18 protein-coding genes are annotated in these 22,391 nt (G+C 62.1%); 5 read left to right on the plus strand and 13 right to left on the minus strand.

Going from position 1 to position 22,391, the window contains the following annotated elements:
- Positions 1 to 12: 12 nt before the first annotated feature.
- From ACV1FX_RS01235 to ACV1FX_RS01275, 9 genes are all read right to left on the minus strand, one after another.
- Entirely contained in the window at positions 13 to 912 is a 900-nt protein-coding gene (locus ACV1FX_RS01235) for a TRAP transporter substrate-binding protein (RefSeq protein WP_473115968.1), read from the minus strand.
- A gap of 543 nt (positions 913 to 1,455) precedes the next feature.
- Positions 1,456 to 4,488 carry a D-2-hydroxyglutarate dehydrogenase YdiJ gene (gene ydiJ / locus ACV1FX_RS01240; RefSeq protein ID WP_473115711.1) on the minus strand — a complete coding sequence of 1,011 codons (3,033 nt, stop codon included), beginning with the start codon at positions 4,486 to 4,488 and terminating at the stop codon, positions 1,456 to 1,458.
- Between the two features lie 180 nt (positions 4,489 to 4,668).
- Positions 4,669 to 5,619 carry an ornithine cyclodeaminase family protein gene (locus ACV1FX_RS01245; RefSeq protein WP_473115712.1) on the minus strand — a complete coding sequence of 317 codons (951 nt, stop codon included), beginning with the start codon at positions 5,617 to 5,619 and terminating at the stop codon, positions 4,669 to 4,671.
- 14 nt (positions 5,620 to 5,633) lie between these two features.
- Positions 5,634 to 6,698 carry a hydroxyacid dehydrogenase gene (locus ACV1FX_RS01250; protein WP_473115713.1) on the minus strand — a complete coding sequence of 355 codons (1,065 nt, stop codon included), beginning with the start codon at positions 6,696 to 6,698 and terminating at the stop codon, positions 5,634 to 5,636.
- Between the two features lie 17 nt (positions 6,699 to 6,715).
- Positions 6,716 to 7,921 (minus strand): amino acid aminotransferase, encoded by a 1,206-nt coding sequence (locus tag ACV1FX_RS01255; protein WP_473115714.1) that lies wholly within the window; start codon positions 7,919 to 7,921, stop codon positions 6,716 to 6,718.
- Between the two features lie 9 nt (positions 7,922 to 7,930).
- Positions 7,931 to 8,920, minus strand: a complete 990-nt coding sequence (locus tag ACV1FX_RS01260; protein WP_473115715.1) for a threo-3-hydroxy-L-aspartate ammonia-lyase — start codon at positions 8,918 to 8,920, stop codon at positions 7,931 to 7,933.
- 1 nt (position 8,921) lies between these two features.
- A complete protein-coding gene (locus ACV1FX_RS01265) occupies positions 8,922 to 9,899 on the minus strand; it encodes a dihydrodipicolinate synthase family protein (RefSeq protein ID WP_473115716.1) in 978 nt (325 codons plus the stop codon).
- Between the two features lie 33 nt (positions 9,900 to 9,932).
- Positions 9,933 to 11,231, minus strand: a complete 1,299-nt coding sequence (locus ACV1FX_RS01270; RefSeq protein ID WP_473115717.1) for an MFS transporter — start codon at positions 11,229 to 11,231, stop codon at positions 9,933 to 9,935.
- Positions 11,232 to 11,305: 74 nt separating this feature from the next.
- Complete coding sequence (locus ACV1FX_RS01275; protein ID WP_473115718.1) at positions 11,306 to 12,091, minus strand: SDR family oxidoreductase; 786 nt, start codon at positions 12,089 to 12,091, stop codon at positions 11,306 to 11,308.
- 106 nt (positions 12,092 to 12,197) lie between these two features.
- Between ACV1FX_RS01275 and ACV1FX_RS01280 the strand changes: the two genes are divergently transcribed.
- The 5 genes from ACV1FX_RS01280 to ACV1FX_RS01300 all read left to right on the plus strand — a co-directional run bounded on the left by ACV1FX_RS01280 (position 12,198) and on the right by ACV1FX_RS01300 (position 18,207).
- Positions 12,198 to 13,160 (plus strand): LysR family transcriptional regulator, encoded by a 963-nt coding sequence (locus tag ACV1FX_RS01280; RefSeq protein WP_473115719.1) that lies wholly within the window; start codon positions 12,198 to 12,200, stop codon positions 13,158 to 13,160.
- A gap of 263 nt (positions 13,161 to 13,423) precedes the next feature.
- A complete protein-coding gene (locus ACV1FX_RS01285; protein WP_473115720.1) occupies positions 13,424 to 14,764 on the plus strand; it encodes an MFS transporter in 1,341 nt (446 codons plus the stop codon).
- A 29-nt stretch (positions 14,765 to 14,793) separates the two neighbouring features.
- The gene (locus ACV1FX_RS01290; protein ID WP_473115721.1) at positions 14,794 to 15,696 is read left to right on the plus strand and encodes a DUF1932 domain-containing protein; all 903 of its coding nucleotides are present in this window, start codon (positions 14,794 to 14,796) and stop codon (positions 15,694 to 15,696) included.
- Positions 15,697 to 15,743: 47 nt separating this feature from the next.
- Complete coding sequence (locus ACV1FX_RS01295; RefSeq protein WP_473115722.1) at positions 15,744 to 17,084, plus strand: MFS transporter; 1,341 nt, start codon at positions 15,744 to 15,746, stop codon at positions 17,082 to 17,084.
- Positions 17,085 to 17,175: 91 nt separating this feature from the next.
- Positions 17,176 to 18,207 (plus strand): MBL fold metallo-hydrolase, encoded by a 1,032-nt coding sequence (locus ACV1FX_RS01300; RefSeq protein WP_473115723.1) that lies wholly within the window; start codon positions 17,176 to 17,178, stop codon positions 18,205 to 18,207.
- A gap of 115 nt (positions 18,208 to 18,322) precedes the next feature.
- Here the strand turns inward: ACV1FX_RS01300 and ACV1FX_RS01305 are convergent, their stop codons facing one another.
- The 4 genes from ACV1FX_RS01305 to ACV1FX_RS01320 form a co-directional block, all read right to left on the minus strand.
- The gene (locus tag ACV1FX_RS01305) at positions 18,323 to 19,549 is read right to left on the minus strand and encodes an alpha-hydroxy acid oxidase (protein WP_473115724.1); all 1,227 of its coding nucleotides are present in this window, start codon (positions 19,547 to 19,549) and stop codon (positions 18,323 to 18,325) included.
- A gap of 44 nt (positions 19,550 to 19,593) precedes the next feature.
- The gene (locus ACV1FX_RS01310) at positions 19,594 to 20,529 is read right to left on the minus strand and encodes an amidohydrolase family protein (protein WP_473115725.1); all 936 of its coding nucleotides are present in this window, start codon (positions 20,527 to 20,529) and stop codon (positions 19,594 to 19,596) included.
- Positions 20,530 to 20,645: 116 nt separating this feature from the next.
- Positions 20,646 to 21,536: an ABC transporter permease gene (locus tag ACV1FX_RS01315; protein ID WP_473115726.1), complete on the minus strand. Its 891-nt coding sequence runs from the start codon at positions 21,534 to 21,536 to the stop codon at positions 20,646 to 20,648.
- On the minus strand, positions 21,529 to 22,353 hold the full coding sequence (locus ACV1FX_RS01320) for an ABC transporter ATP-binding protein (protein WP_473115727.1): 825 nt from the start codon (positions 22,351 to 22,353) through the stop codon (positions 21,529 to 21,531). The genes ACV1FX_RS01315 and ACV1FX_RS01320 overlap by 8 nt, the downstream gene beginning before the upstream one ends.
- Positions 22,354 to 22,391: the final 38 nt, after the last annotated feature.

Below are 22,391 nucleotides of genomic sequence, written 5' to 3' on the forward strand. Positions count from 1 at the left end.
TTTCCCTGAGAGTTACGGTGTTGCCCGGATCTGGGCGAGCACATCCTTGCCGAAGTGCTTCTCGAACTCGGGCTCCAGAGATTTCACGGCATCGATGAAGGGCTGGCGATCGACCTTGTCGATGATTTCCATGCCGCCCTTGCGCAGTTCATCGAGCTTCTTCGCCTCTTCCTGAATGCCGGCCTGCCAGGTCGCCTCCGCACCGGCCTTGGCCGCAGCGATGATGGCGGCCTGATCCGCGGGTTTGAGCGCCTCGAACATGTCGCGATTGGCGATGAACGCGACCGGCGCGAAGAAATGCCCGGTCAGGCTGATATATTTTTGGACTTCCTCAAGGTGGGCGCTGGCGATCGTCATGACGGGATTTTCCTGCCCGTCGATGCGACCATCCTTGAGCGCCGAGTACACAAGCGTGAACTCCATCGGCACGACCTCGGCGCCGAGCGCCTTGAAGGTCATCTGATAGACTTCGTTGGGTATGACGCGAATCTTCATCCCTTGGAGGTCCGCGGGCGAGCGGATTGGCCGCTTCGAATTGGTGACGTTGCGAAAACCCTGCTTGCCAATGGCGAGCAGCACCAGCCCCTTGTCGGCACAACGTTTCGCAAGTGCGGCGCCCACTGGGCCTTCGGCTACCGCCCTGGCATGCGCGGCGTCACGGAACAGGAAGGGCACGTCGAACACGCCGAATTCCGGCACGATGGAGCTTACGACCGTGGCGGACAGCGTCGCGATGTCAACCTCGCCGCGTCGCATGGCGGCGATGATCGCCGTCTCGCTACCCATCGTGGTGCCACCGCGCTCATCCAGAAGGATCCGGTTCTTTGCAATCTCGGCGAGCTTGCGCTGAAATCCGTCCGAACCAATCTGCTGCGGCGACTGCGGGGCGCCGTTGTACACCAGCGACACCATCTGAGGATCGGCCATGGCGGGCAGCACAGAGAACGAGGATAGCGCCAGGACAACGCTGGCCAGACGAATCGATTGCGGCTTCATCGAGTGCCCTCCATAGGCGCCGCGACGGTAACTGGCTTGGCTGTATGAAATATTAAACTTGGGCACAAAGCGACCATCCGCCGCTTGCCTTGAAAACAGGCGGACGCGTCCCGTTTCCAGATCCTGTTCGCGTCCGCCAGTTGACTCCTCGGGTGTCAGGATTCGAGCTGAGCGATGGCTGGCAATGTGCGCGCGGCAGGCCTATTTCTTCGATGAAGACGGGCCTTCTGCGCAGCTCGCGGCGGTGAAGGCGGACCTTTGAGGTGCCGTGTTCAATCAGAGATCAAGCTGATGACGAGGAACGAACGCTTCAGGCGCGTGGCTGAAGCGCTCCCGTATTTGCACTGACCGTAATTCAACGGGCTGGCCGAACTCGCCTTGGGCCGCCCACATGAGTCCATGCTGCGCGGTGGCCCGCGCCCGCGATGATGACACGGTCCGAACTTATCGGGCTTGAGCTTAGAAGCCGCGGAGTGATGCAAGCAGCGCCTGTGCCGGATGGGGCAGCATCTGCCCATCCATGATCTTGACCTGCGATCGGCAGGAATAGCCGGTCGCGAGCAAACGGCCCGTCTTAGCCAGCCGCGCAACCCGCGGTCCCCAGCTCATTGCATAGATCTGCTCGGACGTTGCGCGGTGTTCGGCCTCATGGCCGTAGGTCCCGGCCATGCCGCAGCAACCCGAAGGCAGCACGCGCAAGCTCGCGCCCGCCGCGGTGAATGCGGTTTGCCAGTCCCGCAGGCTGGAAAGGGCGAGGGAGCGTTCGGTGCAGTGGGGCAGCACGAAATATTCGTTACCGGATTTGATGGGCCTCGGGATCGCATTGCGGTGTCGCACCAGCCATTCCTGCAACAGGAGCACGGCCGGTGGCCGGTCGGCTTCCGCCAGCATGGCATAGTCTGATCGGTAAGTCAGGGTCATGGATGGGTCCACGCCGACCAGCTCGACACCGGTGGCGGCCAGTTCGCGCAGCATGGCTGCGTTCCGCGATGCGACGCGGGTGAAGGCGCCGAGAAAGCCGTGCACATGCAGCGGCTTTCCATTCGGGCGGAACGGCGCGATGAAAGGCCTGAACCCGATCGCCTGTATGAGGTCCAGCACGGCCAGCACGACGTGGGATTCGTACCAGCTTGTGAAGGCGTCCTGGACCAGCACCACGCTGCGCGCCCGCTCTTTGGTCGACAGGCCAGCCAGGGCTTCGGGAGTTGCGTCCGAGATCCCGCGGGCAGACAATTCCCGTCGCATCGAAAGGCCGGAAAATTTTGGTGTGTGCACCAGGCCGAGTGTCCGCATCGCCAAGCGGCCCGGCGGGCTCCCGACCAGAATATTATATAGCCAGCCCACCTTTCCGAGCGCCGGCAACATCCCCTCCAGGGAGCCCATCAACTGGTGCCGCAGCGGCCGCAGATAGCGACCGTGGTAGATCTCGAGAAATTTCGCGCGAAAGGTCGGTACATCGACTTTGATCGGACACTGTCCGCTGCAAGATTTGCACGCGAGGCATCCATCCATCGCTTCTTTCACGGCGTGAGAGAAGTCTGGCTCGCGAGCCCACGTATTGCGCAGTTTCAAGGGGAAATCGCGCCAGCGCGCGCCTTGCCGGAGCGCCGCAGATTCGCTCGCGGGATCGATGCCGAGCGCCGCCAATTGCCGCAGCCATTCGCGAATGAGCGATGCTCGGCCTTTCGGTGAATGCCGCCGATCGCGCGTGGCCTTGTAAGAGGGGCACATCGCTTCGTCCGGATCCCAGGTAAAGCAGGCGCCATTGCCGTTGCAATGCAGCGCCTCGTCGTAAGCGCTGCGGATCGGTCTGGGGATCGTCCGGTCGAGCTGACCGCGCGTGGTCAACCCATCGATCGCAAGCAACTGTCCGTCCTTGGGCGCGGCGATCTTGCCAGGGTTGAGCTGGTTGCGTGGGTCGAACGCGGCCTTGATGGATTGCAGCGTCGGGTAGAGCGGACCGAAGAAGCGCGGTGAGAACTCCGAGCGCACTCCCTTGCCGTGCTCGCCCCAGAGCAACCCACCATATTTCTTGGTAATCCGGACCACGTCCTCCGTGATCTCCCGGATGAGCACTTCCTGTGCCGGGTCCTTCATGTCGATCGCCGGGCGGACATGCAGCACGCCGGCATCGACATGACCGAACATGCCGTAAGTCAGCCCGCGTGCGTCCAGCGCTGCGCGAAACTCCGCGATGTAGTCGGCCAGATTCTCCGGTGGGACGGCCGTATCTTCCACGAAGGGGATCGGCCGTTTGTCGCCGTGCATGTTGCCGAGGAGGCCGACCGATTTCTTTCGCATGTTCCATATCGCGGTCACGTCGGCTTCGCCGCGGGCCACGGTGAACCCGCGGCGGCCGCGCGACTGCCGTGCCGACGTGAGGCTCTCCGTCAGCCGGCGAACGGGAGTTTCGACGTCCTGCTCCGCGTCGCCGACGAACTCGACAAGATTCACCCCCGTGGCCTGCTGTCCCTCGTCTGCAGGGAAGTATTGCTGGACGGATTCCCAGACGACATCGCCTTGCGCGAGCGTGAGCACCGTGGAATCGACCGTCTCGATCGATGCTGCGCCGAACCGGATCAACTCCTGCGCGTCACGTAGCGCCGCATCGAAGCTGCCGTAGCGCACGTTGACCAGCGCACTGTATTTCGGGATCGGCATTACGTTCAGCTTGGCTTCGGCGATCAGCGCGAGCGTGCCTTCGCTGCCGCAGAGGATCGAGTTCAGGTTGAAGCGACCGTGCTCGTCGCGGATGTGAGCGAGGTCGTAGCCGGTCAAGCATCGGTTCAGCTTCGGGAAATGCGCCGCTATCAGGTCGCCTTGCTCGCGTTGTATCGCGTCGATCAGCTTGTGTACGGCGCCGACAAGATCCGTTCGTCGTTGGATCTCCTCCAGCTCCTCGTCCTCCAACGGACGCGACGTCCAGACGGTGCCGTCGAGCAATACGGTCGTGAGCTCCAGCACATGGTCGCGCGTCTTGCCATAAAGGCACGAGCCCTGGCCGCTGGCATCGGTGCTGATCATGCCACCGATCGTGGCGCGATTGGAGGTCGAGAGTTCCGGCGGGAAGAACAGGCCATGTTCGGCCAGCGCGGCATTGAGCTGATCCTTCACCACGCCGGCCTGAACCCTGACCCAGCGCTCCGCCGGGTTGATCTCAAGGATGCGGTTCATGTGGCGAGACACATCCACCACAAGGCCTTCGGTCAGTGACTGGCCGTTGGTGCCGGTTCCACTGCCGCGAGGTGCGAACACAATGTTCTCAAAGCGATCCTCGGCCGTGACGCGCGCGATGCGCACGAGGTCCTCGGTGCTCCGCGGGAAGGCCACGAGCTGGGGGAGGAGCTGGTAGATCGAGTTGTCTGTCGCCGAGACGATTCGGTCGTCAAAGGCGGCGGCCAGATCTCCTTCGAACCCGCGCAGCCGGAGCTCCGCAGTCAATTCGGCATGCAGCGGAGCAGGGGCCGGCATATCGGCAATCCGTGGCAGCATGCTGTCCCTCTAGGCTTTTCAAGACGGTGCAAATAAAGGCCGGGCTCGATCCTTTTCCAAGCCACGCCTTATAAAATGAAACACCGTTCTAAAAAACTTGCAATGCTCTATTTCGGCGCCGCCGCTGGGAGCAGGGGCCGATATGGAGGAGCATGCGACGGTTGTCCCCAGCTAATATCGTCAGTCCTTGGCCCGTTTTGGCCGAAGGAGTTCCACGAGCTTCTGGCACACGCAGAGGTCCTGTAGCGAGATGCCCGAGCTGTCGAAAATCGTAATCTCGTCAGGCGATGTGCGGCCGTCGGCCTTGTTCGTCAGGACCAGGCCGATCGCCGTCAGGCCGACATCCCCGGTCGCGATCAGCGGCGCGGCATGCTGGAATTCGCCAATCGTCGTCGACTGTTCCGGCAGGTCGCAGAACAGCTTTGCGCGCTTGAACAGTGCAGGGGGCAGCTCCTGCTTGCCTTTGGAATCGGCTCCCATGGACGAGATGTGCGTTCCCGGCTTGACCCAATCCGCTTCAAAAAGCGGCGAGGTGGACGGCGTCGCGGTAACGATGATGTCGGCCGTCCGGCAAGCAGCCTCGCGATCGGATATCTCCGCGCGCAAGCCGTGCTTAGCCAGACGCGCGATGAAACGATCGCCTTCCGTCTCGACATCGGGCGTGACGACGAGAACGCGATCAATCGGCCGGATTCGGGCCAAAGCCAGACATTCGTATCCGGCCTGATTGCCGGCGCCAAATACTGCCAGGGTACGCGAGTCAGGGCGTGCAAGACGATCAGCGGCCACCGCGTCCGCCGCTGACGTCCGGTAGGCGTTGACGAGTCCGGCCTCCACGACGGCGCCGATGCGGCCGACGGTCTGGTCGATGAGGATCGTCACGGAATTGTGGGATGGAACGCCTCTCTTCTTGTTGGCAGGCCAGTTGAACCCCATCTTGGTGCCGGCGATGTCGCCGGCGACGCCAGCCTTGACCGAGAAGCGATTGCCGTTGTCGGAGCCATGCGCAATGACGGCGGGAAAGACTTTGCTGTTGGAGGATACTGCCAGGATCAACGCCTCGCGAACCGCCTCGAACGCCAGTTCGTGGCTGATGGCAGCGGCAGTCTCCTGCTCAGATATGAAAATCACAGCTCTCTCCACATTCACGACGATTGCAACGCGCATGGCGCGTTGGCCTTGAGGAGGCCTGCGCTGCGCTCGAGGACGACCGGCCAAACCTCGGCATTGACCAGGCGCGGCGGCTTCTCGCCCTGCAGCAGTCCGATCAATTGATCCGCGGCCCAAGCGGCAACGTTGCGGCGCGCCTCATGTGTTACGCCCGCCGTGTGATAGGTGGCGACGACGTTGTCGAGCTTGAGGAGCGGATGATCGAGCGGTGGCGGCTCCGGCATCCACACATCGAGCCCGGCGCCTGCGAGATGGCTCGATGTCAGCGCCTCGGCAAGCGACGCTTCGTCGTGAACGCCGCCGCGCGCCGTCGAGATGAACACTGCGCCCTTCTTCATGGACGCGAACGCGTGCGCACCGAACATGCCACGCGTCGTATCGTCGAGCGGGCAATGGAGAGAGACGAAGTCGGAAGCGGCCAGCAATGTCGGGAGGTCGACCGGCTCGGCGCCTCGTGACCGGATTTCCTTGTCTGAGAGCAGCGGGTCGTGAGCAAGGACCTTCATGTCGAAAGCGCTTGCCAGGCGTGCGACCTGGCGTCCCGTATGTCCGATGCCGACGATGCCGATAGTAGTTCCCGAAATCTCGTGCCCCATGAGGGATTCACGGGAAAAGCCGCGCTCCGTCCGAAGCTTTCGGTCGGACACCGGAATTTTGCGCGATACTGACAACATCAGCCCGATGGCGAGCTCGGCTACCGATCGTGCGTTGCCGCCGACCTGGTTGACCACGGCAACGCCGGCACGGGTGCAGGCATCGACATCGACAGTGTCGAAGCCTGCTGCTCCCGAGGATACCGCCAGGAGATTGGGAAAGCGCTTCAGCAGGTCCCCGCGCGCGTGCCATTTGAGTGGCAATTCATCTCGCGCCGGTGAGATCTGGTAGATGTGGGCCTGCTCGAGCAGGGCCGCGTTGCGTTCATCCGGCTCGGCCAGACGTCCAATATCGAGCTGGATGTCAGTCTGAGTGCGCATGCGCTCGTCGAAGACCGGATTGATCCAGAGATCGAAGCGGAATACGCGCTTGAGGGGAGGGGACATCGGTGATCTTCCTGCGTCTAGCCGGCCAATACCTGTCCGAGCGCATCCAGGACGCGTCCGATATTGTGTTCGTTCAAGGCCGCTACACAGATGCGACCCGTGTCGACGGCGTAGATCCTGTGCTCGACGCGGAGCCGTTCGACCTCCTGGGCGGTCAGGCCGGAATAGGAAAACATGCCCTTCTGTGCCTTGATGCGATCAAAGCTGCGCTCGGGAAATTGCTGCTGCAGGCTTTCGGCGAGCCGTCGACGCATCGCCACGATGCGCTCGCGCATCTCTCCCAACTCCCGCTCCCAGTCGGCACGGAGCTCCGGCGTGGTCAGGACGGTCTCGACGAGAACCGCGCCATGGGTTGGTGGATTTGAATAGCTCGTGCGAATGATACGTTTGGCGAGGTCTTCGACCTTCTTCCTGGCATCGGCATTCTCGGCGACGATAGTCAGTGCTCCGACCCGTTCTCCATAGAGAGAGAAGGATTTCGAGAACGACGAAGCCACGAAGAATTCCATCTCGGCTTCAGCGAGAATGCCCAGCACCAGGGCGTCGTCATCGAGACCGTCCCCGAAGCCCTGATAGGCAATGTCGATGAAGGGAATGAGGCCTCGCGCCTTCAGGATGGATATGACAGTCCGCCACTGATCGGGCGTCAGGTCGTTTCCGGTCGGATTGTGACAGCAGGCATGAAGCACAACGATCGATCCCGACGTCATGCGGCGCAGGAAGGCCTGCATGGCCTCGAAATCGATGCCGCCGAGTTCGGCCGAGTAATAGGGGTAGCTCACCACCTCGAAGCCGGCCGCATCGAACAAAGAGCGATGGTTCTCCCAGCTCGGATTGCTGACGGCCACTGTCGCCCGTGGAGCGAGGCGCGCCAGCACGTCAGCCCCGATTTTCAGAGCCCCGGTGCCGCCGATCGTCTGGAGCGTAGTGACTCGTTCACGGCCGATCGTGCCGGCATTTGCCGTGAAAAGCAGATCCTGCACGGCGGTGCGATAGCCAGGGGTGCCTTCGAGCGGACGGTAAGTCTTCGGCAGCGCCTGATCGATCCATTTGCGCTCGGCCTTCTGGACGGAGCGCAGTCTTGGCACGGCGCCATCGGCATCCGTGTAGACCCCGAGCACCAGGTTGAGCTTGTCAGGATTGCGATCGGCGGTGAAGTCCTGCCAGAGCCGGATGATCGGATCGATCGGGATCGACGGAATGTTCGAGAACAAGGACGACATCAGAAATCCTCAGGAAATAAGCCGGCCGAAACGATCGAGATCGACATTGCCGCCGCTGACGATCACGCCGACATTGTTGCCCGCGACGTCCAACTTGCCTGCTAGCAAAGCGGCCAATGGAAGGGCGCCGGTCGGCTCGACGACGAGCTTCATGCGCTGAGCGAGAAATTTCATCGCCGCAATGATCTCGTCATCGGTGACGAGCACGATGTCGTGCACGTGGTGGCGGATGATCTCGAAATTGAGCGCGCCAAGGTGGGTTGCGAGAGCGCCTTCGGGAAGGCCTTTCGGAGGTGCGATCCGGATTACCCTACCTGCCCTGATTGATTGCAAGCCGTCGTCGCCGCCAGCCGGCTCAATGCCGATCACCTTGCAGTTCGGGTTGATGCCATGCGCCGCGATCGAAACGCCGGAGAGCAAGCCGCCGCCTCCCAACGTTGCCACCACCACATCGAGAGGAGGCGCCTCTTCGGTCAACTCGAGGGTCGCCGTGCCCTGGCCGGCAACGATCTGCTTGTGGTCATAGGGAGGGACGATCGTGAGTCCATGCTCTGCGGCGATGTCGGCAGCGAGCTTGTCGCGATCGGTCGAGAAGCGGTCGTAGATCTGGACGGCTGCCCCATATCCTTTGGTTGCCTCGACTTTCGATGCCGCGGAATCGTGTGGCATCAGGATCCGCGCCGGGGCTCCCAACAGCTTCGCGGCCAGCGCCGTCGCCTGGGCGTGGTTACCCGACGAGAAGGTGATCACTCCCGCACGACGCTGCGCATCGCTGAGCTGCGAGATGAAGTTATAGGCTCCGCGGAACTTGAAGGCCCCCATCCGCTGGAAGTTCTCGCACTTGAAAAACAGCCGCCCGCCGACGCGCGCGTCGGCGGTGGTGGACGTCATGACCGGCGTGCGATGTGCCACACCCGCGAGGCGGGAAGCCGCGGCGCGGACATCATCGAGCGCCGGCAGTGCGTCGGGCTCCGACTGAAGCTTGAGAGCGCGACTCATCTCAGGCCGCCTGCTTCACGCGATAGGACCGGATGAGACCGGACTCTCCGGCCGCCTCCACGCGGCGCTCGAGGCGCGCCAGCAGACGCGACAGCTCGGCATGGTCGTCGCGATCGAGCGAAGGGCCGGGCGCTCGCGTTTTGGCCGTTGCGATCAGGCCGCGGCGACGGAACACTTCCTTGCGAATTGCGAGCCCGATCCCGACCTGCCACTCGTGGCGAATGACGGGCAGGAAGATGTCGTAGAGATCTTCGGCGCTCTCCGCATTCCCGGCGAAAAAGCGGTTGCAGACCTCGATCAGGATTTCGGGGAAAGCAACACCGGTATTGGCGCCGTCGACGCCGCGCGCGAGCTCCTGAGGCAGATGCAGGCCGCTATTGCCGACGAGCATCGAAACCCGGCGACGTCCGCCGTTCGCCTCCTGCGCACGCATTTTCGTGATCTTGCGCAGCGCCGAGCCTTCCTCGTGCTTGACGATCTGAACGTTCGGTACGCGTTCGATGATGCGGCCAAGCGTGTCGACCGACATATAGACGCCGGTGTTCTGCGGATAGTCCTGGAGCGCGATCGGCACGTGTTCGCCGATGCGCGCGGAAATCGCTTCGAAGAAGCCGAGCACTTGATCCTCGGTCTTCAACGAGGGGGCCGGCGCGACCATGATGCCGGAGGCTCCTTCGCCCATCACTGCCGTCGCGAGGGAGGCAAACTCGTCGAACCCGGCCTGTGAGACCCCGGCGATCACCTGGGCGCGCCCGTCGAGGCGGCGAACGACACGGCGGACCAGATCGATCGACTCCTCCTTCGACAGCTTGTTTGCCTCGCCCAGAAGGCCGAGCAGGGTGATCCCGGGCACGCCGATCTCCAGGAAGAAGTCGACGAGCCTGTCCATGCTCGCAACGTCAATGGCACCGTTGTCCAGGAACGGGGTCACGGAAATCGGATAGACCCCTCGGGCCGTGGCGTCGATAAGTTTCGTCATGTCGTGGTCTCTCAAAGCAAGAAGAGGCGGAGGCTAAGTCGTGGAAACCGTGGTTCGGCTGCGGGACAGCGCAACGCAGATGCCGCCTGCGACGGAGCAAACCCCGATGATGACCAGTGAAAGCGTGAAGGTCGGAGAGATCGATTTCGCATATCCGATGATCAGCGGACCGAAGAACTGTCCGAGCAGATTGCCGACGCCGCTCACGAATGCCACCGCGGGAACGGCCTTGCCGAGCGGCAGGATTTCGGTCAACCGCGCAAAGATGAGCGGCACCAGCATCTTCATGAGAAAGCCGATGATGATGAAGGCTGCGATCTGGAGCGCATAGAACTGCAGCGGAATGAATGCCGCCGCGATCATCAGCGTGCCTGTCAGCATCGTTGGCACTGCGGCGTGCCAGCGACGCTCCTGACCGTGCTTGTCGGATCGATTGGTGATGTAGAGGATGCCGAGCATCGTCGTCAGGAATGGAGCGCCGGCATACAGGCCGACCATGAATTCACTCAGCGTCCCGTATGATTTGAGAATCGCGGGCAACCACAGCGTGAAACCGTAAAGGAGTATGCTGTTGAGGCCAAATCCGGCCGTCATCAGCCATACCGCAGGCTCATTGAAGATCTTCCACCAGGGTTCGGTGGTCGAAGTGGAATAAGCCGCTTGCTCGGCGGCAAGCTCGCTCTTGATGAGCCGACGGTCCCCATCGGACAACCAGGAGGCGGTGTCGATCGACTTGGGAACCGACATGAACCAGATCGCGCAGAAGATCCAGGCAGGGACGCCTTCCACGATCATCATAAGGCGCCAGTCATACGTCGACAGAATCGCTCCTGAAATCGGGCCGGCAAGAAAGCCACCAATTCCCAGGCTCAGGTTCCAAATGCCGAATGCGCGTCCACGTTCGCGCTTGACGAACCATTGGGCGAGAAACATCGACGTCGCTGCGTAGATGGGACCTTCGAACAGGCCGAGCAGAAAGCGGACTGCGATGAGCTCCCAGAGATTCCGCACCAGTCCGGTCGCAATGGCCGCACCGCCGAACAGCACCAGGCACAACCCGATCAGTCGCCGCGACCCGAACTTCAGCGCCAGAAAGCCGCCCGCGAGCTGCGTGATCGCATAGCCCCAGGCCAGCGAGCCGCCAACCCAACCGGCCTGGACCGGCGTCAGTCCGAGTTCCTTGGCAATGTGCGGGAGAGCCATCCCGATGTTGACGCGATCGAAGAACGAGATCGTGTACATGATGAAGACTGCCGGCAGAACAATCAGCCATCTTGCTCTTCCAACTCCGATCGTCGGCACGTCGCCGACGTGACTGGTCGTGGCACTCATGTGCATCTCTCTCCCATGTTTTTCAGTATTGTTCGCTCGTCTCGCGTCTTGATGCGCGATGTCGACTCGTCGTCTCAGATGCTCGCGATCAACCCTCCGTCGACACGGATCACGGATCCGGTCACGTAGGATGCGGGCCGACCGGCCAGGAAGGCGACGACAGCTCCATATTCAGCGGGATCGCCATAGCGGCCGACCGGAATCGAGCTCTCGCTTTCGCGCGAGACGTCGGCGACCGACCGTCCCTCGCGTTCAGCTTTCTTTTCGTCCAGAAACTTGATGCGCGGTGTGGCGATCCGGCCGGGAAGGACAATGTTGCAGGTCACCCCGTCGGTCCCGACCTCGCGGGCAAGCGTTTTCGACCAGGCGACCAGGCCGGCGCGCAGGGCGTTCGAGATGCCCAGGTTTGGAATTGGAGCGACGACCCCGGACGACGTGCTCGTGATGATCCGGCCCCATTTGCGCGCGCGCATGCCGGGCAAGACGGCGTCCGTTACTTTTATGACGGAGAGCACCATGCTCTCGAAGCTTTTCGACCAGAGCGCAGCATCCTGGCCTGAGGCGGGGGTCGGAGGAGGGCCGCCGGTGTTGTTGACCAGGATGTCGACGGGGCCGAGGTCGGCTTCAATTTTCGCGATCTTGTGCGGGATACCTGCGATGTCAACGAGGTCCCATTGATAAGCGCGGGCAGCGCCGCCAAACTTCGCAATCTCTGCGGCGGTGGCTTTTACCGCGTCCTCGGCAATATCGGCCAATGCGATCTTTGCACCTTCGGCTGCAAGCGCCTTTGCAATCGCGCCGCCAAGTCCGCCGCCTGCGCCGAAAACAAGAGCAACCTTGCCCTTCACGCCAATATCCACGTCGTCATCCTCCCGCACTTCTCTTTCAGCCAGTGTGGAGACGTCGGAATAGCCCGTGAAGCGAATTTATCTTGGCGATTGATAAGATTTGCAGGATAATTCTCGAATGCAGGGATCCAAGCGTGCGATGGCGCGGCCGACACTCAACCTGATGAACTTCAATCCGAAGCTGTTGCAGACCTTTGTGCTTGTGGCCGAGCACAAGAGCTTCAGGATCGCGGCGGACATGACGGGGCGGTCCCAGTCCGCCGTATCCGCGCAAGTGAAGGAGTTGGAGCGTCAGCTCGGATTGGCGCTGCTGCATCGCACGACGCGATCCGTTGGGTTGACGCCGGAAGGCGATGAATTGCTGAACGGTGCCCGCCTGGCTCTCAAGGAGATCGAACATAGCCTCCGTGTGATCAACGAAACTGCAGAGCTTCGGCACGGACGGGTCGTCCTCGGCGTCGCTCCAACGATCGCGGCGGGCTGCGGGCCGACCATCCTGGCAACGTTCGAGCGCGATTATCCCAATGTGCGGGTCTTTCTGCGCGAGATTGCATCGGATGGGCTGCTTGCCGCGCTACGCGATGGCTCCATCGACTTCGCGATAGCCCAGGCCGTTCCCCAGGAGCCAGATCTCCTGGTCGAGGTGTTGCTGCACGATCCAATCGTTGCGCTTGCGCCGAAAAGCATCATTCCCGGACCGAGGCGCAGCATTTCACTGAGAGAGCTGTCGAAGTTGCCGCTTCTGCATCTTGCACCCGCGACGTCGATGCGTCAGCTGTTCGAGGCCGAGATGAAGAAGCGTGGGCTTCCCTCGCCCTGCAAATACGATTGTCTTCATAGTTTGACGTTGCTCGCGATGGCAGAGGCGGGCCTTGGCGTTGCTATCCTCCCACGCTCGGTCCTCAAGCTCACGGCCAGTCGTTCGATGACCGGGATCCCGATCGGGCCTGAAAAGCTCGCCAGGAGCATCGCGTTGATCTCGCGCAGCGACCGGACCCTGTCGCCCGCTGCCAAACGATTGGCCGATCTGGCTCGTCAAGTCATCGCAAATGGTGAGATCTTTGGGGGCACTCAGGCCTGAGGCGGATGCGCGCGGCGGAGCGTCGGGCCCACGACAACATCGAGCCCTGCAGTATTTTCCGGTTCCCAGGTCGCGCGGATAATGCCCGCCGTGATCCCAGCCATCTGAGCAGAACACCAGGAACCGTCTGTCATGGGCCGGTAGAAGCCCGTTGGGCAAACTCGCAAAATGAAACGGCGTTCTAAAATCGATTGCAACGCCGTTCTATTTTTGTTAATGGGACACCACGACCGGGGGAACAACGGTCGTTCTGGAGGAACTTCATGGCAGGTGTTACCGCCGTTTCGGCCGGCGCCGATCTTACGCCCGAGCAGGAGAAGATCCTCTCGAAGGTCCTTTGGCGGATCGTGCCGTTCCTGCTGCTCTGCTACATCGTCGCCTACCTCGATCGGGTGAACGTCGGGGTCGCCAGCCTGACGATGAACCATGATCTCGGCATCTCGCCGTCCGAGTTCGGCTGGAGCGCAGGCCTGTTCTTCTTTGGCTACTTCCTGGCCGAGGTGCCGAGCAATCTCGCCCTACAGGCCGTCGGCGCGCGAAAGTGGATCGCGCGGATCTTGATCACCTGGGGTCTGCTCTCGGCCGCTACGGCTTTCGTGGTCGGCCCTGTAAGCTTCGGCGTCATGCGCTTCTTGCTGGGGCTCGGCGAAGCGGGCTTCACGCCGGGCGTGTTTCTGTATTTCACCTACTGGTTTCCCGCGCGCGTCCGAGGCAGGGCGACGGCAGCGTTCCTGCTCGGTATCCCGATCGCGAACATCCTGGGCGCACCGCTTTCGAGTTTGCTGCTGACCCTGAACGGCCTTGGAGGCCTGCACGGTTGGCAGTGGCTTTTGGTCATCGAAGGTCTGCCTGCAACGATCCTCGGCTTCGTCTGCCTGTTCACCCTGACGGACAAGCCGGATCAGGCAAAATGGTTGAGCGTCGAGGAGCGGGCGTGGCTTGCCGGTGTGCTGGCCAGCGAGCGCGAGGCGATTGCCACCAAGCACCCATCGAGGTTGAGGGATGCTTTCACCAACTGGCGGGTGCTCGCATGCGCGTGCATCAACTTCTGTGCCATCATCGGTTCGGTCGGTCTCGGCTTGTGGATGCCGCAGATCCTGAAAGGGTTCGGCTTCAGCGTGGTGACCGTGGGTTTTCTTGCCGCTCTGCCTTATGTTTGTGGCGCTGTGGCCATGATGCTGTGGGCGCGCCTCTCGGATCGCGGCGGCGAACGGAGCTGGTTCGTGGCATCCGCGCTGCTCGTGGGCGCTATGGCGCTGATCGTGTGCGGTTATGCGACGTCGTCGGCCCTGATCTCCATCATCGCACTCTGCGGCGCCGTCGTCGGGATCATGTGCTACCAGTCGACCTTCTGGCCGATCCCCTCGAGCTTCCTCACCGGCAGCGCCGCCGCGGGCGGACTTGCGCTCATCGTCTCGATCGGCAATCTCGGCGGTTTCGTCGGCCCGTATCTCATTGGCGAAATCCGCCAGGCTACCGGCAGCTTCTCCTGGGCGCTGATCTCGGTGGCCGGATTTCTTGCGCTGGCCGCCGTCCTCATCCGGTTCGTCGGCGTCAGCTTGCGGGAAGGCAAGTCCGCCTCATCCAGAGTGGCGCGCGCATGACCTCAAGAAATTCAGCGAAGGAGTAGAGAATGAGCCAAAAGCAACAGTTTCGCCTCGGCCTGGTCGGCTATGGCGAGATCGGCAGCACGTTGGGCAAAGGCCTGCGCGGGGCGGGCCTGGAGCAGATCTTCTGTTATGACAAATACGCCTTTGACGGGCCTTATGCCGACCTGATCCAGAGTCGCGCAAAAGCGGCCGGCGTCACGCTGGTCAAATCAAATAAGGAACTGGCGGATGCGGCCGAGTTGATCTTCAGTGTAACTCCGGGCTCCTCATCGCTCGCGAGCGCGGACGCGTTCGTGTCCGTGCTCGACGGCCGCCACACCTTCCTCGATTTCGCCTCCGCCACCCCGAAGGTGAAATACGGCGTGGCCGAGCGTCTGGCCAAGACCGGCGCTATTCTCGGCGATGGCTCCATCATGGGGACGCCCAAGAATGGTTATTCGATGCATATGCTGTCGAGTGGTGCCGCCGCGCCACGCGTCATCGAACTGCTCGTGCCTTGGGGCATGAGCATCGAATATGTGGGCGAGAAGCTCGGGACCGCCTCCGGCATCAAGATTCTGCGCTCGGTGCTGCTCAAGGGCACCGAGGCGCTGATCGACGAGATGGTGCTGGCGGCGCGCTCCTACGGCCTCGACGAAGCCGTGCTGGCGTCCGCCTCCAAGACGTTGACCCGACCATTCATGGATACGGTTGAGAGCCTGACCCCCTCCGGCGTCATTCATTCCAAGCGGCGAACGGAAGAGATCGAGATGGCCGCAGAGGCGGTGGAAGATGCCGGCGTCGAACCGCTGATGGCACGCGCAACGGTGGCGCGGCTCCGCTGGAAGGACAGCCTGGGCCTCAAGGAGCACTTCAAGGGCGTCGTTCCCGAAAACTACAAGATCGCGATCGACGCGATCGTAGCCAAGACCAAGGCCGCCAAATAAGGCCGAAAGCCGGATAGGACCAGAATAGGTCCGAGGCAAAGTCCAAGATGAACAGGGAGGCGGACGTGACAATCGTTCGGACAGACGTCGGCCAGATCGAGAAGGTGACGATGCGCAGGGTGCTCCTGCGCCTCGTTCCGTTCCTGATGGTCTGCTACTTCTTCGCATTGCTCGATCGCGTAAACGTCGGCTTCGCTGCGTTGCAGATGAACAAGGATCTCGGTCTTACGCCCGCGATGTTCGGCTTCGCGGCAAGTCTGTTTTTCGTCTTTTACTTCCTCGTCGAGGTGCCCAGCAATCTGGCACTGCAGAAGATCGGCGCCAGGCGGTGGATCGCCCGGATCATGATTACCTGGGGGCTGGTGACGGCGTGCATGGCTTTCGTCGTCGGGCCATATTCGCTGTATGCCATGCGTTTCATCCTGGGCGCTGCCGAGGCCGGCTTCTTTCCCGGCGCGATCCTCTATCTGACCTACTGGCTTCCCTCCCAGTACCGGGCGCGCATCCTGGCGACCTTCACGGTATCCATTCCGCTCGCGACCTTCCTGGGCTCGCCTTTATCGGTCGGGTTGCTCGAGCTTGACGGTGCGCTCGGCCTGCGCGGATGGCAATGGCTCTTCATTCTCGAAGGATTGCCGACAGTGTTATTGGGGGTAGCCTGCCTGTTCTTGTTGACCGACAAGCCCGCCCAGGCCTCCTGGCTCACCGCCGAGCAGCGCGACTGGCTGACCGGGCGCATGGAAACGGAAGCGGCCACGCGCAAGCCGGTCGGGCACCTGTCGTTGTGGCAACTTGCCACCAACAAATATTTTCTTGTGATGGCCCTGGTGTGCTCCGGTGCGTCCGCGACGGGAAGTGTCTTGTCGGTTTGGCAACCGCAGCTCCTGAAGTCGTTCGGCCTCTCGACCCTGCAGACAGGGTTCGTCAACGCGATCCCCTATGGAATTGCGACCGTGCTCATGGTGCTGTGGGGACGCCATTCGGACAGGACGGGCGAGCGGCGCTGGCACACGGCGATCCCGCTGCTGCTCGCGGCGGGTGGCTTCACCGCCCTGGGGCTGACCGGAACTGCGGTTGTGCCGACCATCATCATGGTAACCTGCTGCCTGGTCGGTGCGTATGCCTTCAAGGGTCCGTTCTGGGCGCTCTCGTCGAGCTGGCTTTCGCCGAGCACGCTCGCTGCGGGCCTTGCCGGCATCAACGCGGTTGCGAACCTGATCGGCGGTGGCCTCATGGTGAACGTGGTCGGGCTCGTCAAGGAGCGGACCGGCAGCTTTGTGCTCGGAATGTTGCCGCTCGCGCTGCTTTGCGCTGTGGCGGTGGTTTGCGTCCTCTCCCTGGGGCGCGGCGCCGCGCGCGAGACGGAAATGGCGACAGCGAAGTCATGACGCGACCTGCGCGTGGCGCGCACAAGCGCTGTGCCCTGGCCTGAAACACGTTCCACCCCGGAAGAAAACCAATAAGTCAGGGAGTACGGCAATGACGCTTTTCCGACAAACCTCTGGAGCTTCGATCGCTGAGGGCATCTCCACTGCCGGTGCAAGCAGGCGAAGTTTCCTGAAATTCGGATGCGCGTGCTGCCTGGCCGTGGCCGCACCGGCCGTCTATGCCGCGACGCCTTCACCGGATGTCGCCCGTCATTTGGCGGCCGCGAAGGAGGCTGCCGGTTCTGATCTCGGCTCTTACCTCGTGCTCGGCGACGCCGCGGATCCGGACTACAAGGCGCCTCCCGTGTCGCTCGAAGAGCGCATGAAGATTCCGGCGCCTCCGCCGGGAAAGGCATTTGACAATCTGTATTTCGTCGGCAGCGCATGGGTGAGCTGCTGGGCGATCACGACATCCGATGGCATCATTCTGATCGATGCGATGGACAATGAGGAAGAGGCCGCGCGCATCGTTGAGGGCGGGTTGAAGACGCTTGGCCTCGATCCGGCGGCGGTCAAGACCATCATCGTCACCCACGGACATGGCGACCACTATGGTGGCGCCAACTATTTCGTGGAGAAATACAAGTCGCGTATCGTCGCAAGCGAGGCCGATTGGTCCATGATGGAGACCAAGCTCGAATTCGACACTCCACTCTGGGGCAGGCCGCCCAAACGGGACATTTCGGTCGTTGATGGGCAAAAAGTCTCGCTCGGCGACACGACGGTCGACATTCTGGTTACGCCGGGCCACACGATGGGGACCATCTCGCCGCTGTTCGACGTCCGGTCCGGTTCACAGAAGCATCGCGCGCTGTTGTGGGGCGGAACCGGCTTCAATTTCGGAAAGAAGCCGGAACGCATGCAGGCTTACATCGATGCGACGGCACGAGCGCGCGGCATCGCCAAGGAGCAGGGCGTGGACGTGTTCATCTCAAACCACGAGCATTTCGATGGCGCGCTTGCCAAGCTCGCGGCGATAGCCGCCGGTGGTCCCAACCCGTTTGTCCTGGGTGAGGCGACGGTTCAACGAGCGCTCACCGTCATGAACGAATGCGCCCAGGCAACGCTCGCGTCCTGGAAGTGAGGGCTTCCGCTGCGGACCGGCTCCCGCGGCGGCCCTCCATGAAGTGGGGCAATCGCAGGAGCGCTTCGCTGCCACCTGAGGGGTGACGTGGGCCCTGCCGACGAGGTCCTTCCACTCAAATCAGATTGGGCTCGAAAGAACGCGAGGCGCGCAACTGCGCCGCGCTCAATTCCGAAATCGAGAGGAGGCCGAGCAAGCCGAGATCGCGTTGCACCTCATCGGACAGAATTCGAATGGCGTGCCTGACGCCAAGCTCGCCTGCAACGGCAGCGGCATAACCGAACGGGCGACCGACGAAGACGAATTTCGCTCCCAGAGCCAGCGCCTTCAGCACATCCGTGCCGCGCCTGATTCCACTGTCCATCATGACCGGGAAATCGGGCCCGACGGCCTCGACGATCTCTGGAAGAACCCGAAGCGGAGAGACCGCGCCGTCCAGTTGCCTCCCGCCATGATTGGAGACGATGATGCCGTCCGCGCCTCCCTCCTTGGCGAGGCGTGCATCTTCTCGGCTCAATAGGCCCTTCACCACAAGAGTTCGCTTCCATTGCTTGCGAATGAATTCGAGGTGCTTCCAGTTCAGATGGTCCTTTGCGCCAAAGTCCCTGATCGCTCGTGAGGAAAGAATAGGGGCGCCGCGTGTTGCGGACGAGTTTTCGAAGTGCGGCATGCCGTGCGTGACAAGAGTGCGCAACGCGGTGTTCAGCAACCAGCGGGGATGGGTGAGGCCATCCCACGCCAGCCGCAGGCTCGGCCTCAATGGCGTAGAGAAGCCGACCCGCACATTGTTCTCACGGTTGGCAAGAACTGCGGTGTCGACGGTCAGCACCAGGGTTTGGATGTTGGCGCGGTCGACGCGATCGATCAGCGCGGCGATCTTGGGGATTTCGCCGGGCACATAGGCCTGGAACCAGATCGAAGGGACCGCAGCCACAACTTCTTCCATTGGAATGAGTGCGGTACCGCTCAGGATCATCGGGATGCCGGCAGCCGCGGCCGCCCTTGCAAGCACCAAATCGCCACGAAACGCGGTTAGCGCGCTTAATCCCATTGGCGCCAGTCCAAAGGGCGATGCATAGCCCTGACCAAACAAGGTCACCGATTGGCTGCGTGCAGACACGTTCCGTAGAACGCGTGGCACGAAGCTGAACTCTTCGAACACGCGTCGATTGTCGCGCAGCGTTGCATTGTCCTCGGCTCCGCCGGAAACATAGCCAAATAGAGGGCGTGGCAAATGACGCTTGGCGGCGGTCTCGAAATCGGCAAGTGACAGGATCTTCTTGAGTCGCCGGTCGATCGGCCGGGCAGTCGTCGCACTGGGTTCCGAGTTGCGGGCAAGCATCCTATCCTCCCAATGGGGCATCAGATTTGCCCTGCTCCTTCGAGCTAGAAGCCGTACAAGGTAGCTGGATTCTCGACGAAGATGTGCTTGCGCAAAGCATCGTTGCCAATCCAGTCGGACGTAAGATCCACCATGAGCGCATCATCGGGCTTTGCGTTCTCGGCCGCGGTGGGGTGCGGCCAGTCCGTACCCCATACGAGGCGCCCCGGCGCGACTTTCACAAAGGCCTTGGCGATCTCTGCAGCGTCCGAGTAGGTCGGCGGACCAATCTTCGAGAAAGTATAGGCGCCGGACAATTTGACCCAGGCCTTGCGCTGTTCCAGGAGCTTTGCGATCACGCCGAAGGCGGCATGCGAGACTCCGGGAAGCTGTCCCATGTGATCGAACACGACGGGCACAGGCAGATTGCTGAGGAGGTCTGCGTAAGTGACGATCCGCTCGGCGCCGGCGACGACCTGGACGTGCCAGCCCAAAGCTGCAATGCGCCCCGCAAGCGGCTGCATCATTTCCACCGGCGCGCCGGCAGGGTAGGAGAGGTTGAATCTTACGCCGCGAACGCCGAGGTCGTGCATGGACTTGAGGTCCGCGTCCGCAATATCGTCCTTCACGACAACGATTCCGCGTGCAGAGGCGCCGAATTCCTTCAGCGAATCCAACAACAGGCGGTTGTCGGTGCCGTAAGTCGACGGCTGTACGATGACGTGCCGAGCAAAGCCGAGCCGCGCCTGGAGATCGCGATAGTCGGCGACCAACGCGTCCGCGGGCCGCAGACTCGCCTTAGGATCGGCAGGATAGCGCGCATCGTAGATGTGATGGTGGCAATCGACGGCCCCCGGCGGCAACGGGATCTTCGGTCGTTCCGTGCCACCAGACCATTTGACTTGCTGCGCGGCAGCCACAACCGGCGACAGCGTGGCTCCAACGCTCGCGGCCGCCATTGTGCGAACGACCTCGCGACGGCTCAGGCTTTCTCTCGTCATTGCCGCTCTCCATTTTTTAGAGCGTTTCCCGGCGAAGTGGATACCGGTTCGCGTGAGGAAAACGCATCAGACAACGATCTCGAACCCGCTCCGATTCGATCGGAACGGAAATAGCTCTAGTGGTTCTGCATGCCCCATTTACGAACGGTCATGGCTTCGATGCTGCGGAAAACGAGCCCTTCGACGGCGAGACCGATCAGGATCACGGTCAGCAGGCCAGCGAACACGTTGGCGGTCTCCAGCGCGTTGCGCGCCTCGAAGATGTACCAGCCGAGACCGGCGGCATTGCCGGAAACGCCGAACACGAGCTCGGCCGCGATCAGGGTTCGCCAGGCGAATGCCCAGCCGATCTTGAGGCCGGCGAGGATCGAGGGAAATGCTGCAGGGATCAGGATGAACAACACCATGCGCAGGCCGCCGAGCCCGTAGTTTCGGCCCGCCATGCGCTGGGTCTGGCTCACGGAGAGGAAGCCGGTATACGTGTTCAGCGACACCGCCCATAGCACGGAGTGGACGATCACGAACACGATGCTGGTCGTACCAAGCCCGAACCAGAGCAGCGCCAGCGGCAGGATGGCGATCGCCGGCAATGGATTGAACATCGCCGTCAGGGTCGCAAGCACATCAGTGCCGATCCGCGTCGAAACCGCGAGGGTTGTCATGACGGCCGCGATCGCGATCGCTGTCGCATAGCCGATCACCAGGATCCGCAGCGACGTCGCAGCGGAGGCCGGCAGCTTGCCCGCGATCACATCGGCCGACCATGCCGACAGGGTGTCGCTCAGCGAGGGGAACATCAGGGGATTGCTGATGTAGCGCGCATAGACCTCCCATATGATCGCCAGCACCAGCAGGACGAGTCCTCGCCGGACGGCGGTGACGGACATGATGGCCTCGAGGAGGCCGATCGGACGACTGATGTCGCCGATTTCGCTGATGTCGGCGGGAGTACGCTCGATGTCAGGACGCGACAACGAAGCGCAGGTGGGGATGGCGGAGTCAGCCATGGGCGGTCTCCTCGTCTCCGAACAGCATGTTGTGAATCTTGCGGTTGAACGCCATGAAAGCGGCATCGCCCTGATGGCTGTAGTCATACGCGGTGGCATCGAGTTCGGCGCGGACCTGACCTGGATGAGGAGTCAGCACCAGAATGCGGGAGCCGAGGATGATCGCTTCCTCGATCGAATGGGTCACGAACAGCAGGGTGAAGCGAACATCGTCCCACAATTCGAGCAGCTCTTCCTGCATGCGGCGGCGCGTCAGCGCGTCCAGAGCTGCGAATGGCTCGTCCATCAGCAGGATGCGCGGCTCCATCGCGAGCGCACGCGCGATCGCGACGCGCTGTTTCATGCCGCCGGACAGCATATGGGGGTAGACATCCTGGAAGCGCTCCAGTCCAACTTTCACGGTGGCGCGGCGCGCCCGGTCACGAATCTCCTCATTGGGAAAGCGGCCCGAGCGGCGCATCGGAAACATCACGTTGTCGAGAACGGTAAGCCAGGGCATTAGCTGATCGAATTCCTGGAACACCATCATGCGATCGGGCCCCGGCCCCACGATTGCATGGCTATCGATGGTCATGCTGCCTTCGGTCGGCTTCATGAAGCCGGCAGCGCATTTCAGCAGGGTGGACTTGCCGCAGCCGGACGGACCCAGCAGGATGAAGCGATCTTCGCGATGGACCTCGAACGAAGCGCGGTAGGTTGCGGTAACGAGCCGATCGCGCGTCTTGTACTGGAGCGTGACATCTCGCACCGACAGCAGCGGCTTAGCCAACGCGGTCGTGAGGTCGGGTCTTGCTTGCTCGACCGGCAGAGCTGTCATCAGCATTCCTTTCCCTGGTTGACCGGCGTGCCGGATCG

Source organism: Bradyrhizobium ingae (genome assembly GCF_055791185.1).